At 72.2% G+C, this 17,262-nt stretch carries 16 protein-coding genes; 8 read left to right on the forward strand and 8 right to left on the reverse strand.

All coding sequences use genetic code 11. From position 1 onward, the window contains the following. Window positions 1-5 precede the first annotated feature (5 nt). From sctC to ASD35_RS14480, 3 genes are read right to left on the reverse strand one after another with little or no spacing between them, the layout of a single operon-like run. Window positions 6-1,922: a type III secretion system outer membrane ring subunit SctC gene (sctC, locus tag ASD35_RS14470; RefSeq protein ID WP_056875651.1), complete on the reverse strand. Its 1,917-nt coding sequence runs from the start codon at window positions 1,920-1,922 to the stop codon at window positions 6-8. Then, window positions 1,919-3,931, reverse strand: coding sequence for a flagellar biosynthesis protein FlhA (locus ASD35_RS14475; RefSeq protein WP_082580162.1), 2,013 nt, complete (start codon window positions 3,929-3,931; stop codon window positions 1,919-1,921). The genes sctC and ASD35_RS14475 overlap by 4 nt, the downstream gene beginning before the upstream one ends. Then, complete coding sequence (locus tag ASD35_RS14480; protein ID WP_056875652.1) at window positions 3,928-4,662, reverse strand: lytic transglycosylase domain-containing protein; 735 nt, start codon at window positions 4,660-4,662, stop codon at window positions 3,928-3,930. Before ASD35_RS14480 ends, ASD35_RS14475 begins: the two co-directional genes overlap by 4 nt. A 367-nt stretch (window positions 4,663-5,029) precedes the next feature. On the opposite strand from ASD35_RS14480, the gene ASD35_RS14485 reads away from it, so the two are divergent. The 8 genes from ASD35_RS14485 (at window position 5,030) to ASD35_RS14520 (ending at window position 11,631) form a co-directional block, all read left to right on the forward strand. After that, window positions 5,030-6,238: a flagellar biosynthesis protein FlhB gene (locus tag ASD35_RS14485; protein WP_056875653.1), complete on the forward strand. Its 1,209-nt coding sequence runs from the start codon at window positions 5,030-5,032 to the stop codon at window positions 6,236-6,238. A 10-nt stretch (window positions 6,239-6,248) separates the two neighbouring features. Continuing rightward, on the forward strand, window positions 6,249-6,560 hold the full coding sequence (locus ASD35_RS14490; RefSeq protein ID WP_056875654.1) for a flagellar biosynthetic protein FliO: 312 nt from the start codon (window positions 6,249-6,251) through the stop codon (window positions 6,558-6,560). Beyond that, the gene (locus tag ASD35_RS14495) at window positions 6,557-7,204 is read left to right on the forward strand and encodes a GNAT family N-acetyltransferase (RefSeq protein ID WP_056875655.1); all 648 of its coding nucleotides are present in this window, start codon (window positions 6,557-6,559) and stop codon (window positions 7,202-7,204) included. The genes ASD35_RS14490 and ASD35_RS14495 overlap by 4 nt, the downstream gene beginning before the upstream one ends. Beyond that, complete coding sequence (locus ASD35_RS14500; protein ID WP_056875656.1) at window positions 7,201-7,899, forward strand: DUF6683 family protein; 699 nt, start codon at window positions 7,201-7,203, stop codon at window positions 7,897-7,899. Before ASD35_RS14495 ends, ASD35_RS14500 begins: the two co-directional genes overlap by 4 nt. 160 nt (window positions 7,900-8,059) lie before the next feature. Continuing rightward, window positions 8,060-8,737, forward strand: coding sequence for a hypothetical protein (locus ASD35_RS14505; protein ID WP_157275571.1), 678 nt, complete (start codon window positions 8,060-8,062; stop codon window positions 8,735-8,737). A 96-nt stretch (window positions 8,738-8,833) separates the two neighbouring features. Beyond that, complete coding sequence (locus tag ASD35_RS14510) at window positions 8,834-9,571, forward strand: DUF6683 family protein (protein ID WP_056875658.1); 738 nt, start codon at window positions 8,834-8,836, stop codon at window positions 9,569-9,571. A gap of 63 nt (window positions 9,572-9,634) precedes the next feature. Continuing rightward, entirely contained in the window at window positions 9,635-10,948 is a 1,314-nt protein-coding gene (locus ASD35_RS27815) for a PD40 domain-containing protein (protein WP_082580163.1), read from the forward strand. Next, window positions 10,945-11,631, forward strand: coding sequence for a DUF6683 family protein (locus tag ASD35_RS14520; protein WP_056875660.1), 687 nt, complete (start codon window positions 10,945-10,947; stop codon window positions 11,629-11,631). Before ASD35_RS27815 ends, ASD35_RS14520 begins: the two co-directional genes overlap by 4 nt. Window positions 11,632-11,665: 34 nt before the next feature. Here ASD35_RS14520 and ASD35_RS14525 read toward each other — a convergent pair whose 3' ends face one another. From ASD35_RS14525 to ASD35_RS14545, 5 genes are all read right to left on the reverse strand, one after another. After that, window positions 11,666-12,223, reverse strand: coding sequence for a hypothetical protein (locus ASD35_RS14525; protein ID WP_056875661.1), 558 nt, complete (start codon window positions 12,221-12,223; stop codon window positions 11,666-11,668). 12 nt (window positions 12,224-12,235) lie between these two features. Further along, complete coding sequence (locus tag ASD35_RS14530) at window positions 12,236-13,903, reverse strand: LysM domain-containing protein (protein WP_056875662.1); 1,668 nt, start codon at window positions 13,901-13,903, stop codon at window positions 12,236-12,238. A 124-nt stretch (window positions 13,904-14,027) separates the two neighbouring features. Further along, window positions 14,028-14,813 carry a hypothetical protein gene (locus ASD35_RS14535; protein ID WP_056875663.1) on the reverse strand — a complete coding sequence of 262 codons (786 nt, stop codon included), beginning with the start codon at window positions 14,811-14,813 and terminating at the stop codon, window positions 14,028-14,030. Window positions 14,814-14,868: 55 nt separating this feature from the next. Next, window positions 14,869-16,446 carry a TIGR02594 family protein gene (locus tag ASD35_RS14540; protein ID WP_056875664.1) on the reverse strand — a complete coding sequence of 526 codons (1,578 nt, stop codon included), beginning with the start codon at window positions 16,444-16,446 and terminating at the stop codon, window positions 14,869-14,871. Between the two features lie 112 nt (window positions 16,447-16,558). After that, window positions 16,559-17,209 carry a hypothetical protein gene (locus ASD35_RS14545; protein WP_157275572.1) on the reverse strand — a complete coding sequence of 217 codons (651 nt, stop codon included), beginning with the start codon at window positions 17,207-17,209 and terminating at the stop codon, window positions 16,559-16,561. Window positions 17,210-17,262: the final 53 nt, after the last annotated feature.

Below are 17,262 nucleotides of genomic sequence, written 5' to 3' on the forward strand. Positions count from 1 at the left end.
GCGTATCACTCCTGCGGCGCTGCGCCGGCATCGGTCACGCCCGCCGCTGCGATGGGCGCTGCCGTGGCCGGCGTTGCCAGAATGGGGGTGGTGACCGCAGCGACGGGCGGGGCCGCGGCGGCCGAGCTGCGGCCCTCGGCCGGCGCACCGGGTTCGACCAGCGGCTGGCGGGCCTTGTCCATCACGTCGGTGGCCGCCTTGCTGCTGGCCAGGCGCGGCGTGATGAGGAACATGCGCTCGATGCGCTGACCGCCCTTGCGCTGGGTCTTGAAGAGGTTGCCCAGCACGGGGATGTCGCCCAGCACCGGCACCTTGTCGACACCGGCCGTGGCGCTGTCGCGCACCATGCCGCCGATGAGCAGGCTTTCGCCTTCCGAGATGAGGGCCTGGGTGTTGATGCCCGAGCGCTCGACGACGGGCAGCTGGTCCACGGTCTGGCCGGTCAGGCCGCCGTCCTCGATCTGCACCAGCAGCTTGATGCGCGGCACGCCCTCGCCGTTCTGCCCTTCGCGGAAGACATGCGGCGTCACGCGCAGCCGCGTGCCGGCGGTGACGTTGAAGAGGTCGACCTCCTCGCGCCCGGCGACGCGCACGTAGTAGGTCGAGCTGTTGTCGAACACCGCCTCGACGTTGGACAGCGTGACCACCTGCGGGCTGCTGACCACCTTGGCCGCGCCGTCGCTCTGCAGCGCCGTGATGCGCGCGACGAAGGGGTAGCGGTCGCCGATGACGGCGGAGATGGCGCCGCCCAGGGCGCTGGGCGTGACGTCGACCTGGCCGTTGAGCCGCTGGTCGCTGGCGGTGCCGTTGCCCACGAGCAGGCTGGACAGGCCGCGGTTGTAGCGCCAGTTGATGCCCAGCTCGCGCAGCCGGTCGGTGTTGATGTCGATGATGGTGGCCTCGATCTCCAGCGCCTGGGGCTCGATGTCCAGCGACTTGATGAGCGCCCCATAACGGTCCAGACGCTCAGGCAGGTCGCGCACGATGACGGCGTTCAGGCGCGGGTCGGCCTCGATGCGCGGGCTGAAGTCGTGCGGCGGCGGCGCCTCGGCGGCCTCCTGCGCCGGCGAGCCGTAGCCCACCTGGCTGAGCGCGGCGACCAGCGTGTCGGTGCCGCGCACGCCGGCGGCGCTGTCGTCGGCGAGGCCCAGCGTGGTGATGCCGCCCCCCGCGCGGGCCGCGCCGCCGCGCAGGCGCTGGCTGCCTTGCGCGCGGGCGGGGTCGACGGCAGCGCTGGCGCGCGGCTTGTTGGGCTGGCCCACCAGCGAGCGCAGGATGCTGGCCACGCCGGGCAGCGTGGTCTGCTGGCCGCCGAAGTTCATCGGCACGTCCTGCGCCCAGGCGTAGCGCAGGTAATAGATGCGGTAGTCCGGCAGCGGCTGCTGCTGCGGCGGGGGCGCCCACGACTGCATGGCCACGGCCGTGGTGCCCGGGCGCACCTGACGGACGAGCTCGTCGACCTGTTGCACGAAGCGCTTGGCCCCGACGGCCAGCAGCGCGCCGTCGTCGCTTAACTTCAGCGTGTTGCGCACATCGGCCAGCTGCAGCGCCTGTGCCGCGCGCTGCACCTGGGCGGCCGCGGCCGGCGTGAGCAGGTAGCTGCGCGTCTGCGTGTCGCTCGCTGGTGCGATGTAGAGCACGCCGCCGTCGTAGTAGCTCAGCAGGTTGTATGCGCGGCTGAGGTCGCGCAGCAGCTTGGCCGGCGTGCCCTCGAAGCGGCCGTTGACCTGCCCCTGCACGCCGGTGACGACGACGGGAATGTCGCTGCCCGAGAACAGGCCCTGCAGGAACTGCTCGATGGGCTGGTCGCGCGCCTCCAGCCTGAGCGGGCGCAGCCCTTCAGGCAGGGGTGCCGCCGAAAGCGGCGCGGCTTGGGCCAGCAGCAGCAGGGTGGCTGCCGTGATGCGGAGGGTGGGAGTCATGCGGCGAGCAGCGCGGCTTGGGGCGACGCTGGGTTGGGCGCGTGCAGCGACGCGTCGGGGTCGGCCCCGGGTGGAGGCAGGTGCAGCAGCGGCGTGAGCCGCAGCGTCGGCAGCAGTTCGTGGAAGGACAGCACGGGGGTGTCGAAGCACTCGGCCTCGATGAGCTTGCGCAGGTGCCAGCGCAGGTCGATGGCACAGACGATGGCCTGGGGCCGCAGCGCCTGGACCTGCGCCTGCACCTCGGCGGCGAACTGGCGCGCCACCTCGGGCGCGACCGCGAGCTGCGTGACGCCGCCGCTGACGTGCAGGCCTTGGCGCATCAAGGCCTCCAGCTCGGGGGACAGCAGCAGCGCGCGCAGCTCGCCGTCAGCGCAGACGCGGTGGTGCGTCTGGCGGCGCAGCGCGATGCGGCTCATCTCCGTCAGCGCCTGCACATCCTTCTCGCGCTGGGCGGCCTCGGCGAGCGCTTCGAGGATGTCGCGCAGGTTGCGGATGGAGACCTCTTCGGCCACCAGGCGGCGCAGCACCTCGGCGACCTTCTGCACCGGCAGCGCGCGCAGCACTTCCTTGACGACGTCGGCCAGCTCGGCCTGGGCGCGTGTGAGCAGCTCGCTGGTTTCCTGGATGCCGATGAAGAGCGCGGCGTGGCGGCGCAGCGCCTGGCGCACCTGCTCGGCCAGCGTCTCCGCGTCGCCGCCCTGCTCGCCCTCGGCGAGCGGCACCTCATGCGCGAGCAGGCGCCAGCCCGGGCGGCCGACACGGCCGTGCAGGGCCAGGCGCGGGAGCGGCAGGCCCTGGTCGAGCTGCAGCTCGTCGAGCATCGACTCGACGGCGCGCGTGATGGCCAGGCCACCGTCGGCCAGCATCGATTGGGGCAGCTCCAGCAGCAGCGGCACCGACGGCCGCACGCGCGGCTGGGCCGTCCTCAGCGTGCCGGGCTCGGTGCGGGTGCGTTTGGGGCTGAGCTGCGGCAGACGCTGGGTGAGCCAGTCGCGCCCCCAGGGCATCAGCAGCACGCCGGCCGCGCCGAAAACCAGCGCCAGCAGGCCGAAGACCAGCGGCGGAAAGCCCGGCACCGTCGCCAGCAGCAGGCAGATGCCGGCCGCCATGACGTGCACGCGCGGCTTGGCGCCGAGCTGCTTGCGGATGGCGTCGCCGAGGTGGCGGTCGTTCTCGTCGTCGTTGGTGCGCGTGACCAGCAGGCCGGCCGCCATGGCGCCCAGCAACGCCGGGATCTGCGCCACCATGCCCTCGCCGATGGAGAGGATGGAGTAGCGGTGCACGGCGTCCGACAGGCTCATGTCCTGCTGCAGCACGCCAACGGCCAGGCCGCCCAGCAGGTTGATGAGGATGATGACGATGCCGGCGATGGCGTCGCCCTTGACGAACTTCATCGCGCCGTCGAGGCTGCCGTGCAGCTTGCTTTCCAGCTCCAGCGTGCGGCGGCGGCGCTTGGCCTCGTCCTTGTCGATGAGGCCGGAGCGCAGGTCCGAATCGATGGACAGCTGCTTGCCCGGCATCGCGTCCAGCGAGAAGCGCGCCGCCACCTCGGCCACGCGCTCGGCACCCTTGGCGATGACGATGAACTGCACCACCGTGATGATGAGGAAGACCACCAGGCCCACCACGAGGTTGCCGCCCGCCACCATCTTGCCGAAGGTCGCGATGATGTGGCCGCCGTCGGCGTGCAGCAGGATCAGCCGCGTCGTCGCGATGGACAGCGCCAGGCGGAACAGCGTCGTCATCAGCAGCACGCTGGGGAACACCGAGAACTCCAGCGGCCCGGCCACGTAGACGGCGATCAGGATCAGCACCAGCCCCGAGGCGATGTTGACGGCCACCAGCATGTCGATCAGCCACAGCGGCAGCGGCAGCACCATCAGCGCCACGATGGCCACGATGCCGACGACGAGGAAGAGGTCGCTGAAGCGCGCGATCAGCCCTTCGCGCGGCTGGTCCGTCGCGGCGAAGTAGCCGGACAGGCCATCGGTGCGCTTCACTGCACTCATGCTTGACCCCCCGCGAGCCGGCGGCGCAGCACGTCGTACACGGCCAGCACGTCGCGCACGTAAGCCTGGGTTTCGGCATAGGGCGGCACGCGGCGGCCGTGGCGCTCGACCGCACCCTCGCCGGCGTTGTAGGCGGCCAGCACCAGGCGCAGGTCGTTGCCGAAGCGGGCCTGCAGCCGCTTGAGGTAGCGCGCCGAGGCTTCGAGATTGGCCTGCGGCGTGAGCAGCTCCGCCGGCTGGGCGACGCCCATGTCCCGGCCGGTCGCCGGCATGACCTGCATCACGCCGCGCGCCCCGGCCGGCGAGATGGCCTGGGCCTGGTGGCGCGACTCGATGTGGGCCAGCGCATGCAGCAGCAGGGGGTCGATGCCGTGGCGCAGCGCGACATCGGCCATCAGCGGCGCCAGCGCTCGGATGCGCGCCTGGCCGGCGGCGTCCTCGCGGCCGGCGGGCGCGCGCCGCACCTGCACCCCCACCTGCACCTGCAACGGCGGGTTGGCCAACGCAGCCGGCGGCGGCAGCGGGCGCGGCGCGGCCTCCGGCGCCGGCGTGGCCGTCGCCACCGGGGTGTCGGCCGGCGCGGTGGGGCGGCTGACGAGTGTCACGGCGCACAGGCGTTGCGTCAGCACGAAGCCCGGTGCGCCCGCTGCCGGCGCGGCGTCCAGCAATTCATCGGCCGATGCCAACGGGCAACCGCGGCCGGCCTGTGCGCTGCCGAGGGCGGCACACATGGCGGCGGCCGTGGCGACCTGTCGAAGCTGGCGAAGTGCGAACACCTTTTTTACGACCCTGTTAGCAATGGGGGCGGACTATGCGGGCTCGCCCCGCCGCCGTCATGCCCATTGAAAGCAGACGTAACCGAATCGTCAGTGCAACCCACACCCTTTGTATGTACGGCGTCGCCCCCCACGTTTACGCGTGGAAACAACTCCCACGTCGAGAGCCTTCAAGACCCGGCATCGTTCGTTCCGCGCCGTTCAACAGCCCTGTTAGCAGCAGGGTTGGATGTCCCCCTAGAAGTAGGTTCTCACCCCGCTCGGCGCAACAAGTTTTCACAACCGATGTTTGCAACCCCTAGAAATAGGTGTTAGGGAGCCCATGGCCGAGGACAGCGGCGACAAAACCGAGCAACCCACGCACAAGCGTCTGCAGGACGCGCGCAAGAAGGGCGACATTGCCAAGGGCCGAGAGCTGACCAGCACGGTGACGCTGCTGGTATGGCTCGTCACGGGCGCGTTATGTGTGCGCCTGGGGACCGAGCGCGCCGCGGCGTTGTGCGAGTCGCTTTTCGCGCGCATTGCCGGCGGCTGGCGCGAGGAGGGCTTCGCCCATGTCGCCGCGCTGCTGGGCTGGCAGAGCGTGGAGCTGGCGCTGCTGCTGGTGGCGCTGCTGGTCGTGCCGGTGGCGGCGCTGGGCACGCTGGTCGAGTACCTGCAGGCCGGGCCGGTGCTTGCCTTCGAGAAGGTCGCGCCGAAGCTGGAGCACCTGAACCCGGCCGAGGGCATCAAGCGCATGTTCTCGCTGGACAACCTGGTCGAACTGCTCAAGGGCATCGTGAAGACGGCGCTGCTGCTGGGCATCGGCTGGGCCGTGGCCCGGCTGCTGCTGCCCGACGCGCTGCGCCTGGCCTCCGCCACCGACCAGCCGGCGCAGCACTTCGGCGGCCTGGTCTGGCAGGCCACCGTGAAAACGCTGGCCTGGACGGTGGGCGTGTTCGCCGGCGTGGCGCTGCTGGACACGCTCTGGACGCGACACCGCTACACCAAGAAGCTGCGCATGAGCATGCGCGACATCAAGCAGGAGATGAAGGAGAGCGAGGGCGACCCGCACCTCAAGCAGCAGCGCAAGCAGGCCCATGCCGAGTGGAGCCAGCGCAACCAGGCCGCGGCGGCGCGGGGTGCCAACGCGCTGGTCGTGAACCCGACGCACGTGGCCATCGCCATCGACTTCGAGCCGGGCCGCTGCCCCGTCCCCACCGTCAGCGCCAAGGGCGAGGACCACGTCGCCCGTGCGATGCGCGAGGCGGCCGAGGAGGCCGGCGTGCCCATCGTCCGCAACGTGCCGCTGGCGCGCGAGCTGCTGGCCCGTTGCGAGGAGGGCGAGGTGATCCCGCCCGACCTGTTCGACGTGCTGGCCGAGGTCATCGTCTGGGCCGACGGCGTGCGCGAGCAGCTCAAGTGGGAGGCCGCCCGCGCCGACCCGCACCGGCAGGGCGACGTCCCCCCCGAGCCGCCCCGCACGCGGCCCGCGCCGGGCGAGGACCTGACCCCCCACCCCGACCTGGACCCGCGCGCGGTCCCGGCCTGAACGCGACGCCATGCAAGACCTGCTGCTCAACCTCGCCAGCACCGTGGCGGCCCTGGCCTTCGTGCTGCTGCTGGCCTGGGTGCTGATCCGCGGCTGGCGGCGCCTGACGCTGGGCGTGCGCGGCCCGGCCGACCACGGTGAGGTGTTGCGCTTCGTGCGCGCGCTGCCGGTGGGCACGCGCGAACGCGTCGTGCTGATGGACCATGCCGGCGAACGCTGGATGCTGGGCGTCACCGCCGGCGGCATCAGCCTGCTGGCCCGCTGGCCGCAGCCCGGCGTGACACCCGGCACCACGCCCCTGCCGCCGGGGGGCGACTCATGACGCCCACGCCCTTCTCGCACCGCTGCGACAAGCTGCTGCTGCGCGAGTTCGCCGCGGATGACGCGGCCGACATCCAGGCCCTGCACGCCGACCCGCGCGTGCGCGCCCTGCTGCCCGACGAGCAGCCGCTGCACGAGGCGCGCTGGGCGCGGGATTTCGCCGCCTGCCTGGGGCACTTCTACCGCCGCCACCCGGGCCTGGGCATCTGGCGCTGCGCCGTGCCGCTGGACGACGCCGCAGAGCAGTTCGCCGGCTGGTTCAGCCTGATGCCGGTGCAGGCAAGCCCTGGCACCGAAGCGCTGGGCATGGCGCCCGGCGACGCCGAGCTGGGCAGCCGCCTGCGCCCGGAGCACTGGGGCAGCGGCCTCAGCCTGGCCGGCGGCGAGGTGCTGCTGCGCCATGCCTTCGAGCGCCTGGGGCTGCGCACCGTCTGGGGCATCTGCCACCCCGACAACCGCAGCGCCCGCGCCTGCCTGGAGGCGCTGGGCTTCACGCCACGCGGCCGCGCCGCCTACGAAGGCCAGCCATCCGACCACCACGCCCTGGAGGCCTCGACCTGGTCGAGCCTGCAGACCCTCAGCCACCGGGAACGCCTGCGCCACCAGCGGCGCGCCACGCGTCCCGCCCACCACGCCCTCGCATGAACACCTCCGCGTCACCCAACCCCTGGCAAGCGGCCCTGGGCCGCCGTCTGGCCGAAGCCCTGGAGCAGTCCCGGCTTGCGCACGCGCCGCTGTCCGACGCCGACCACGATGCCGCGGCCACGCGCTGGCGGCTGGCGCCACGGCCCGCTTCGCGCGCCACTGCGGCCGCCGCGCTGAGCGAGATGCTCGGCGTGGGCACGCCCGCCACGCAGGGCGACCTGCTCAAGCACTGCCTGCAGCACTACCGCACGCGGCTTGCGGGCGGGGCCGGCGAGGACGACCTCGGCCGCGCGCTGGCCGCCTATCTGGGCGCATGCCGCCAGGCCTCCGACCATGAGCCGCTGAGCCCGGAGCGCTGGCAGGCCGTCACGCAATGGCTCAAGGCCTGGGTCATCGACGAGCTGCCCTGGGACGACGCACCACTGGCCGAGCGCCAGGACGCTTTCGAGCGCTTCGCCGTGCTGGCCGTGGCGCTGGGTGAATGGACCGTGCAGGCCAGCCGCCAGGGCGCCGCCCAGCAGGCCTCGGCCACCTGGATGGCCCGCAACAGCCTGCGCAGCCAGCTCGGGCTGGACCTGAGCGCGCTGTGCACCGTGCTGCGCGGCCTGGACGCGCCGACTGCGGCCGACCCTAGCGCTGCACCCGAAGAATTAGGAGCAGCCGCATATAGGCAGGGGCCACGAGACCCCGTTTAATAAACCCGTCAGCGCCGCAGAGTTTGGTCAAGAAAACCTTGCCGACAAGACACGCAGCGAATCCGGTGTTTTCTCAGTCGCCGTCGGATTCAGATGCCCTGTAACTCAAGCAATCGTTGCGGCAGTGTTGCCGCGCAAACCAACCTTTTTGGAGATCAACATGGGATCAGCAGTTAGCAGCGTTTTCGGCGGTGGCGGCTCGGGTGGCATCCTGGGCGCCGTGGGCGGCATCGTGGGCGGCATCTTCGGCGGCCCCATCGGCGCCATGATCGGCCAGGCCATCGGCAACATGCTGCAGCAAGCCATCGGCGACGCAACCAAGCAGGCCGTCGACACGCTGCAGAAGGAACATGGCATGCCCAAGTTCCTGGCCGACGAGGTCAAGACCAAGGTCGACGGCATCATCGGCGGCCTGCAGCAGCCGGTCAGCGCCGACGCTTCGCAAGCCGCACAGCAGTTCGCGCCGCACTTCGAGGAGTTCAAGAACGACCTGGCCGCTTCGCTCGTGAAGATGGTCAAGGAACAGCTCGAAGGCCAGGACGACGGCAACGGCAAGGGCAGCAGCAGCACCCGCTCCACCAAGGGTGGCAGCTGGCTCGAGGCGCTGGCCAAGGCCATGGGCAACACGCTGGGCCAGAAGGCCGCCAAGATGGTTGAGCTGGGCGACAAGATCGCCCAGACCGCCGGTGGCGAAGGCAAGGAAGCCGCCAAGGCCAACACCGAAGCCACGATGGAAATGCAGGCCACCGGCCAGATGTTCAACCTGATGCAGAACGCCTTCTCGGCGGCCATCAAGTCCATCGGCGAAGGTCTGTCGCAAGCCGCTCGCAAGGGCTAAGCAAAAGTGGGGCGGGGTTCTCCCCGCCCCATTTGCCTCCCGCCGACGCGGGAGCGGGCACGAAAACAGATGGTTGATGACCGTTTGGAGATCTAGATGAAGCGCATCAAGCAGGCGATCCTCGGGGTCGCCATTGGCGTTTGTGGGCCCTGTTTTGCGCAGGGGTTTGTCAACGCCTATGAAGTGCCCCTGGGCGTTTCAGTGAACGTCATCAGCAACCAGCTCTATCACCAGAACCTCAACAAGACCATCGGCCACTGGGACGCCCACGAGGCCGAGCAGAAGAAGAAGAAAGCCGCTGCCGCGGCCCGCCTGCCGCTGGCCCAGACCACTGGCCTTGGCATCGCAGAGCTGACCAAGCAGCTGCCCAAGGAGCAGGCCGAGGCCGGCCGCGCCGCCTACAAGCGGGCCTTCGATTACCACGAGCAGGTCATCCGCAAGTTCGGCCTGCCCTCCGGCGACCTCGGCGTGGCCATCGCCAGCAGCATCGCGGGCGCCTGGATGGCCTACAACAACAAGCCCTTCCCGGACCAGTTCTACGTGCCGCTGGTGAACCAGATGCGCGAGCGCCTGAGCAGCCATGGCGGCAGCCTGCAATCGCTGTCGGCCACCGAGCGCACCACCACCTACGAAAGCCTGGCCGTCGCCGGGATGATCCTCGCGAGCAGCCAGATCACCTGGGCGCGCAACCCCAACGCCGCCGGCGCCGAAGAGCTCAAGCAGCGCATGCGCACGCAAGGCGCCCAGACGCTGACCCGCATGTTGCAGGTGCCGCCCGAGCGCGTCGGCATCGGCGCCTCGGGCGTCTATTCGCTGGCCGAGGCCGCCCGCTAGACGCCGCCTGCCGCGGTGCCCATCGACATCCCGCCCTCCAACCCAAGCCCCCCTCGTCCCCATATGTCCCGACCTCTCCTGCCCCCACCCCTCCCCCCCGCGACCCGGGCCCGACTGCTGGTCACCACCACCCTGCTCTGCGGCCTGCTGGCAAGCTGCGGCGGGGGCGGTGATGGCGGCCCCGCGCCCGGCCCGATCGGCGGCGAGCCGCCACCGTCCGGCACGCCCACCCCGCCGCCTCCACCGCCCCCGCCGCCTCCTCCACCGCCGCCGCCCCCTCCGCCCCCGCCGCCGCCGGGTCCGACGGCCTTCAAGACCTACCAGAACAAGACGCTGCCCGGCCGGCTGCTGGTGAACTCGACATGGCAGGCCGCCACGGTCTTCGACCTGCAGACCGGCGAGATGAGCCGTTTGCCGGTCTCCGGCCTGAAGGCGCCCGGCTCGGGCGAGGGCGATGAATGGCAGGCGACCACCATGTCGCCGCGGCTGCTGCGCTTCAACGACATCCAGCTGGCGACCGACCCCGGCCCCAACGCGCGCATCGCCGTCTTCGACAGCGCGACAAGCACGACCGCCCGCCACGAATGGCGCGTCGAGGGCCGCGTCGAAACCCAGCCGCTGGTGTCGCCCGACGGCACCAAGGCGCTGGCCTTCTACCGCAGCAGCGGCTCCGAGAACCCGCGCCTGTCCATCCTGAATCTCGTCACCGGCACGCTCGTCAAGCAGGGCTCCCTGCTGGACGGCGAGACCATCCTCGACAACCCCGTCACCTGGCTGCCCGACGGCCGCTACGCCTACCTGGTGGAGAACCGGCTCATCGTCTCGTCGCCCGACAGCAACACCGAGACCGAGGTGGCCCGTTTCACGGCGCTGCCGAGCAACCGGACGTCCAACTGGACGGGGTATGTGTCCGGCCAGTCCTCGCTGGTGGCCAGCCCGGACGGCAAGCGTGTCGCGTTCAGCTGGGTGGAAAAACGCGGCAACGGCTTCGACAAGCACGTGTGGGTCGCCGGTGTCGACGGCACCGGCCTGCGCCGCCTGACCAAGGTGCCGGACGAGACCGACCCGCTGACCTTCCGCTTCGTCAGCCCGGGCTGGTCGCCCGACGGCCAATGGGTGGTTGCCCACCTGGACATGAGCGCCACGCAGACCGCGCCGGTGTTCCCGCCCTCGCCCTATGACGACATCCCGCCGCCGCAGACGGTGAGCGGCACGACCGGCTGCGGCAACAGCCAGATCGTCATCTTCTCCGTCGGCGCGGACCGCGAGGCCATCAGCTGGCCGACGCTGGACGCCACGCACGGCGTGCGCGTCAAGGAGGCCGACGGCAAGGCCGCCTGGCTGACGAGCTGCAGCCCGGTGTCGTGGCTGCCATGACGCGGCCCAGCGCCACGCCCGGCCTGCGGCTGGCGGCGGCTGTCCTGGCGCTGGCGGCCGGCGCCGCCACGGCCCAGGTCGCGCCATCGATCAGCCTGGCCGAGCAGATGCGCGCGGTGCTGGCGCCGGCCACCAGCGGCGGCGCGGCGTTCAGCGCGGGTGGCCTGGGCGCGTTCGACGCGCCCATCGTCGTCAACGGTCCGGCGCAGTTGCGCCAGTCGGCCACCGAGCTGGCCCAGCGCTTCCCGGCTGCGCATCGCGGCGCGATGACCAAGGCCTATGAGGAGTCCTTCATCTTCTGGCAGAAGCTCGAAGCCCAGCTCGGCCTGACGCCCAACGACGTCGCGGCCGGCGTGGCGGCTTTCATCGCCGGCAACTACGCCGCCTTCATGCAGCAGCAGGTGGCGGACGAGGACTTCAAGACCCTGGTGCTGCAGATGCAAGGCCTGCTGGCGCGCAACGCGGCGTTCACGCGCAGCAGCCCCGCGGCCAAGCGGGCGATGTTCGAGCAGCTGGCCATGGTGGGCACCTTCATGGCCGTCTACCGCGAGCACCTGAGCCGCAAGCCCAGCCCCAACGAGGAGGTGCACTTCCGCAACGCCGCCAAGGCGAACTTGGAAGCGGGCCTGGGCCTGGCGGTGGAGCGCATCCAGATCGGCCCGCAGGGGCTGGTGATGCGCTGAAGGCGGGGATCGCGGCGCCCGTGAAACAGCCGGGCTAGAGCGAGCCCAGGTCACCCGTCGCGGCGGCGCGCTCCACCGCGAGCGTTTCCGTCCACCAGTTGTCGCGCCGCCAGCCGCGCTGGGTGGCCTTGCGCGCAACCAGGTCGCGCGCCCAGGCCCGCACCGTCCACTCGGCGCGTGGCAGGTCACCGTTGAACAGCTGCATGGCGATGCCCCAGTACTCCGCGTCGCTGAAGACCTCGGGCGCCGGGCTGCGCAGCGCGACCTGGGGCCGGGTCAACGGCGTGTCAAAAAAGGGCTGCGCGGGATCGAAAAGCCGGGGCCCCTGTTCCTGCTCCAGGATGTCGCGACGCGACGCGCTGAAGTGCCACTCGAACAGCGCGCGCCAGCGCCGCGCCTCACCCGGCCGCCACCACCGCCGGGCGGGCACCCAGGGCCAGACGAGGTCCGGCCAGACGCTTCGCCAGCCGCCCTCGCGCACCGGGCCGAGCAGGGCCCGCCGCTGCGCCTCGGGGTTGTTCGGCCAGGCGCGTTCAAGAGCGGCCTGCAGCTCGGGCGGCAGGGCTTGCAGGTCGAGGTGGGCGTCGGGCATGGGCCCCGGACCTTACCAGGGGGTGATGGCTTTCCAGGCCTTGGAGGCACCCGCGCTGACCGACTCGATGCCGGAGGCCAGCGCGTCCTTGGCAGCGCTGGTCACGCCGGTGGCCTTGTCCAGCGCGCCGATGGCGTAGTGCGCGCCGACGCCCACGCCGAAGCCGACGACGGCGCCCACGGCGGTGCCGGCCACCGGCACCACGGAGCCGACCGCTGCACCGACCCAGGCACCGGCCGCGCCGGCCGCCACGGCCGTGCCGGTGTCGACCACCGTGTTGGCCACCGCGCGCGCGCCGTTGATCTCGCCGGCGCGGTAGGCCTGCACGTTGCTGTAGCCGCTCACGCCGGCCTGCACCAGCCCGCCGACGGCGCCGCCGGCCTTCACCAGGCCCAGGCGCGGTGTCAGCAGGTCGACGGCCTTGGCCGCACCGCCGCCGACGGCGGCATTGGTGGCCGTGGCCGTGACCACATCGCCCGCCGCGACACGCTCGCCGCGGTAGGCGCGCACACCGGCGTCGATGAGGGTGGCTGCACCACCACCGACCGCGCCATAGCGCGTCGAGGCGGCGCGGGGGTAGCCTTCCGAGGCGCCGGTGAGCGCCCGGCGGGCCTGCTCAGGGCGGCCGGCCCTGATCTCCTCGGGCGCCTGGTTGGCGGCCTGCAGGGGCCTGCCGGGCTGGTCAGCTGCGGCCAGCTTGGGAGACTTCGCGCTGGGGTCCATCGGCGGGCGCACGCCCGCCGCCTTGTTGAGCGGCCCGTCGACGTAGGGCCGCGCATCGGCCGGCATGGGCTGGACCACGCCGCTGGCGCTCTGCGTCGGCGCCGCGTTGCCCGCGGTGTCGAAGCGCGTGATGCGCTGGGGCGTGAGCTGAGCGGGTTGGGCGTTGCGCGTCACGATGTCGATCTGCTCGCCGCCGGTGGCCGACGGCGCACGCAGCGCGGTGGCACCGGCGTCCGACGCGCCCTTGGATGCCTGCTGCGGCAGCGTGTAGGGGTGTTCGCCAGCCAGCTGGTGCAGCAGGCCGGGGGACTTGCCACCCTTGGGCTCGGTGAGAGCTTCGACCGGCAGGCCGACGCGGCGCGCGCCCTCGACCAGGTCGCTGACCCCGCCGCGGCCGTGCGCGTCCGGCGCGGCATGCAGGTCCACCTCCAGCACGGTCTTGCCGGCCAGCGGGTGGCGCCCGCCCGAGGCATAGGCTGCGTTCTCGTGCAGCATGCTCGCCGCATCGGGCGAGGTGTAGAGCATGCCCTGGCCGCCGGCGTTGTAGCGGCCGGGCGAGCCGAAGGTGTGGTTGATCAGCGTCTGTTCGTAGGTCGTCGACCCCGCGCGGAACAACGTGCCGTCGAAGGCCTGCTGCGGCGCGACGCGGCCGGCCTGGTAGGCCCGGTCCTGCAGCGCCTGCACGAGGCCCTCGCGGCCACCGGCACCGGCGACGCCGGCCACGGCCGCATTCAGATCGGTGGCTCGCGAGGTCGGCAACCTGACGGGCTGTCCGAGCGGCAGGGATTGGGCCTGGGCCAGGTCGGGGTTGGCCTCGCGCACGCTGCGTTCATCGACGCCGTAGCGCTGGGCCACGTCGGCCAGGCGGTCGCCGCGTTGGGCGTAGACGGTGGCGTCGGCGGGCGGCGGCGGTGGGCTGGCAGGACGCCAGCCGGTGGCTTCTAGGGCTTGGGGCACGGGGATGTCCTCGGGGGGTGATGGGTCGCGCCCCATTGAACGCGCGGCCGTCCCGGCCCGCCAGCTGGGGCTGGCCGCAATTCGGGCCAGCCGCAGCTAGGGTCGCCCGCAATGCCCCGGCCTGTCAGCGCGCCGGGCAGTTCCGGAACACGTCGCGGCTGGCGTTGAAGCCGTCGATGCGCCAGCCCTGCGCGGTCCAGCGCAGGCTCATCGCCCCGGCGAAGTCGATGCGCGCATCGCCCTTGCGCGACAGCGGCGGCATGTCCAGGCGGGGCGGCACGTCGCCGGCGATCATGCGGCGGATGTCCAGCCGCTGCGTCGTCGCGGTGATGTCGGGCAGGCAGCGCGCGGCACCCCGCATCACGCTGGACGGCGCCTTGACGATGTCGGGGCCTTCGACGAACTCCAGCTGCGGCAGCGACAGCTGCTGCAGCAGCTCGCCGTCACCGCGCGCCAGCGCATCGCGCAGCTGGCGCCAGAACTGCACGAAGGCGCCGTCACGGTCCACCGACACGGCGCAGCCCTTGGCCGCGGGCGCGAGCGTCGCCGTGGCGGGGACCTTCAGCGCACCACAGGCGGCCGGTTCGAGGGCCAGCGCGTAGCCGTCGGTACCGGCCCGCCGCACGTCGACACGCTGGCGCTGACCGAGCGTGGGGTCGTTCCAGTCGAAGCGCCAGCTGCCATCGGCCTGCGCCAGCGGCGCGCCGGTGCTGGCCCAGTCGCATTCACGCGTGCCGGCGCTGACGCTCAGGCTGACGGCCAGCGGCGCGCCAGAGGCATCGCGGCTGACGCGGAAGCTGTGGATGCCGTCGGGCGTACAGATCAGTTGCGTCGGCGGTGGCTCGGCGGCGTGGGCCGCAGGCAGCGGCGTGAGCAGCGTCAGGGCGAGCAGGGCGCGGCCAGGCAGCATGGCGGGCGGTCTTGGTAAATCGGGCCGCCCAGTATGGCGGCGCTGCGTCGCCGCGTCAGGGCGCGCGGCGCACGCCGATGGCGGAGGAGAGCTGGCGGTCCGAGTAGGTCACGCCGTCGTAGTTCTCGCCCCGCACGCCCTGGTTGCCGCCGACGACGCGCACCATGCCGTTGCCCAGCACCTCGGAGACGATGGCCACATGGCCCTGGGCCGGGTTGTTGCCGCGCGGGAAGACGATGACGTCGCCGGGCCGCACGCTGGCCGCATCGATGGGCACGCGGTTGCCCCAGTTCAGCCAGCTGCGCGCGGCGGCGCTGTTGGTGCCCTGCACGCCCGCCTGGCCCATGGTCCAGTTGACGAACGACGAGCACCAGGCCGTCTCGTCGTCGCGGGCGCGCAGGCTGGTGGCCTGGTGGTACTCGACGACGCGGGCGTTGTCGCGGCTGCCGCGCACCTCGTTCGTGCCGATCTCGCCACGCGCGATGGCCAGGTGGCGCGGCACGTCCCCCGCCGCGGCGGGCGGGGTCACCGGCGTGGCGGCGGGCGCCGCGGTCAGCAGGCCCTGGCGGTCCAGCGCGGTCTCGACGGCGTTGGTGCGGCGCTGCTGGTCGGCGCGGATGACGGCCTGCACCTCGGCCTCGGTCGGTGTGCGGCCGAGCTGGTTGCGGGCGATGGTGGCGAAGCCGCTGCCGGCCTGGTTGCCGTTGGCCAGGCGGAAGCGCTCGCCGGTCGACGCATCGACGAAGCTGTTGACGCGCAGGTTGGTGAGCGTGGCCGCGGTGAGGGGTTGGCCGCGCAGCGTGTCGAGCTGGTTGAGGAAGCGCTGCGCCGCGGTGGGCGACTGGTTGTAGAGGTCGAGGTAGGCGCTCGCCAGGCGGGCGTTGGCGGGGTCCAGCCCGGCGCCGCGGGCGGCGGCTTCGTAGGCGGGCAGCTGGCCTTGCAGCGTCTGCAGTTGGCGCCGGTCGGCATCGGCCGGGCTAGTGGCGGCATGCTGGTAGGAGAACGAGCCGCGGTTGTGCGCGGCGTTGCCGGGGTCGGTGTGGCCGCCGTAGGCCGCCGTGAAGCCGCCGTCCGGCCGACGCGTGCCCTCGGCATTGCCGATGACGATCGCCGCGGCCGCGTTGGAGCCGAGCGCGGGGTCGGTGAAGCGCCGCAGGTCCAGCGTCGCGCCGCCGTTCGTGGTCGCGGGGGTGGCAGCTGCTGCGGCCTGTGCGCTGGCCTGGCCTGCGGGATGCGCGCCCGGGCGGCGGATCAGGTCGCCGATGCCGAGCCGGTCGGGGTCCTGGCCGCGGCCCTGGCCACGGCTGGCGCCGAGCTGGGTCGGGTCGAACTGCGGGTTGGCCGCAAGCAGGTCCTGCAGGCTCACATCCCAGCGGTCGGCGATGCCGGCCAGCGTCTCGCCGGCCACCACGCGGTGGCTGCGCTCCAGCCCGGGCGTGGCCACGGGGATGACGAGGCGCTGGTCCACCTGCAGCCGGTCGGGGTCGCGCGGGCTGCTGCCCATGCGGCCGTCGGCGAGGCGGACGTCCATGCCGTTGGCGCGCATCAGCGCCTCGGGCGACACGCCGTGGCGCTGGGCGATGTCGGTCACGGTGTCACCGCTCTGGACACGGTAGTTCTGCACTGCGGTCATGGGGGCTCCTTGCCGATCCGATGACCCGATTGCAGTCCCACTTCGCTCGGTGCGCCAGTTAGGACTGGCCGCAATTCGGGGCAGCCGCAGCTAGGGTCGACCGCAGTTGGAGCTAGAAGTCGTAGTGCCGGCCGGCGATCGCGTCGGCCACCGCCGTCGACCAGCTGTCCAGGTGCACGAAGCCGGGCGAGTCGGGGAACCGATGGTCCGAGAAGATCGTCGCCTCGAGGTCCAGCACCGCCTCGCGGGCCTCCGGCGTCGGGTGCGTCAGATCGGCCAGCAGCACGACCCGGCGTGACGTGGCCATGTCGTCCGCCAGGTCGGTGGCGTCCAGGTTCAGGCCCCAGCGCCAATGGCCGTTGGCGCGGATGATGGTTTCGCCCAGGCTCGCCGCCAGGTCGCCCAGCAGGCTGTAGACGATGAAGGGGCCGCTGCGGGCGCAGTCGGGCCAGGGCTTGTGCCTGGGCAGGCGCGCGAAGGCCGGCAGCCTGGGCCAGTTCGCCTTGGCCCAGGCGTTCAAGGCCTTGGCGTAGGCGGTGCCCTGCAGCGCCTGCGGGTCGGGCCCGCCGTGCGCCAGCAGCCAGTCGCGCAGCAGGCGCTGGCGCCCGGCCAACGTGGCCTGCCAGTAGGCCCAGTTCTGCTGCGCCTGCGCTTCGGTCAGCGCGGCGCCGGAACCCGGATGCGGCAGCTCGAACGGTGGGTAGCCGCTGAGGTCCCAGCTGGCGGCCGCTGAGCCGGCAAGCCAGCGCTGGATCAGGTTCATCATGTGGACGGGCAGGAAAATGGGCGGCCCCGGATCCTCTCAGGGGCCGCCCA

Origin of the sequence: Pelomonas sp. Root1444 (assembly GCF_001426885.1) — a bacterium.
In the GTDB taxonomy this organism is placed as follows: Bacteria; Pseudomonadota; Gammaproteobacteria; order Burkholderiales; family Burkholderiaceae_C; genus Pelomonas.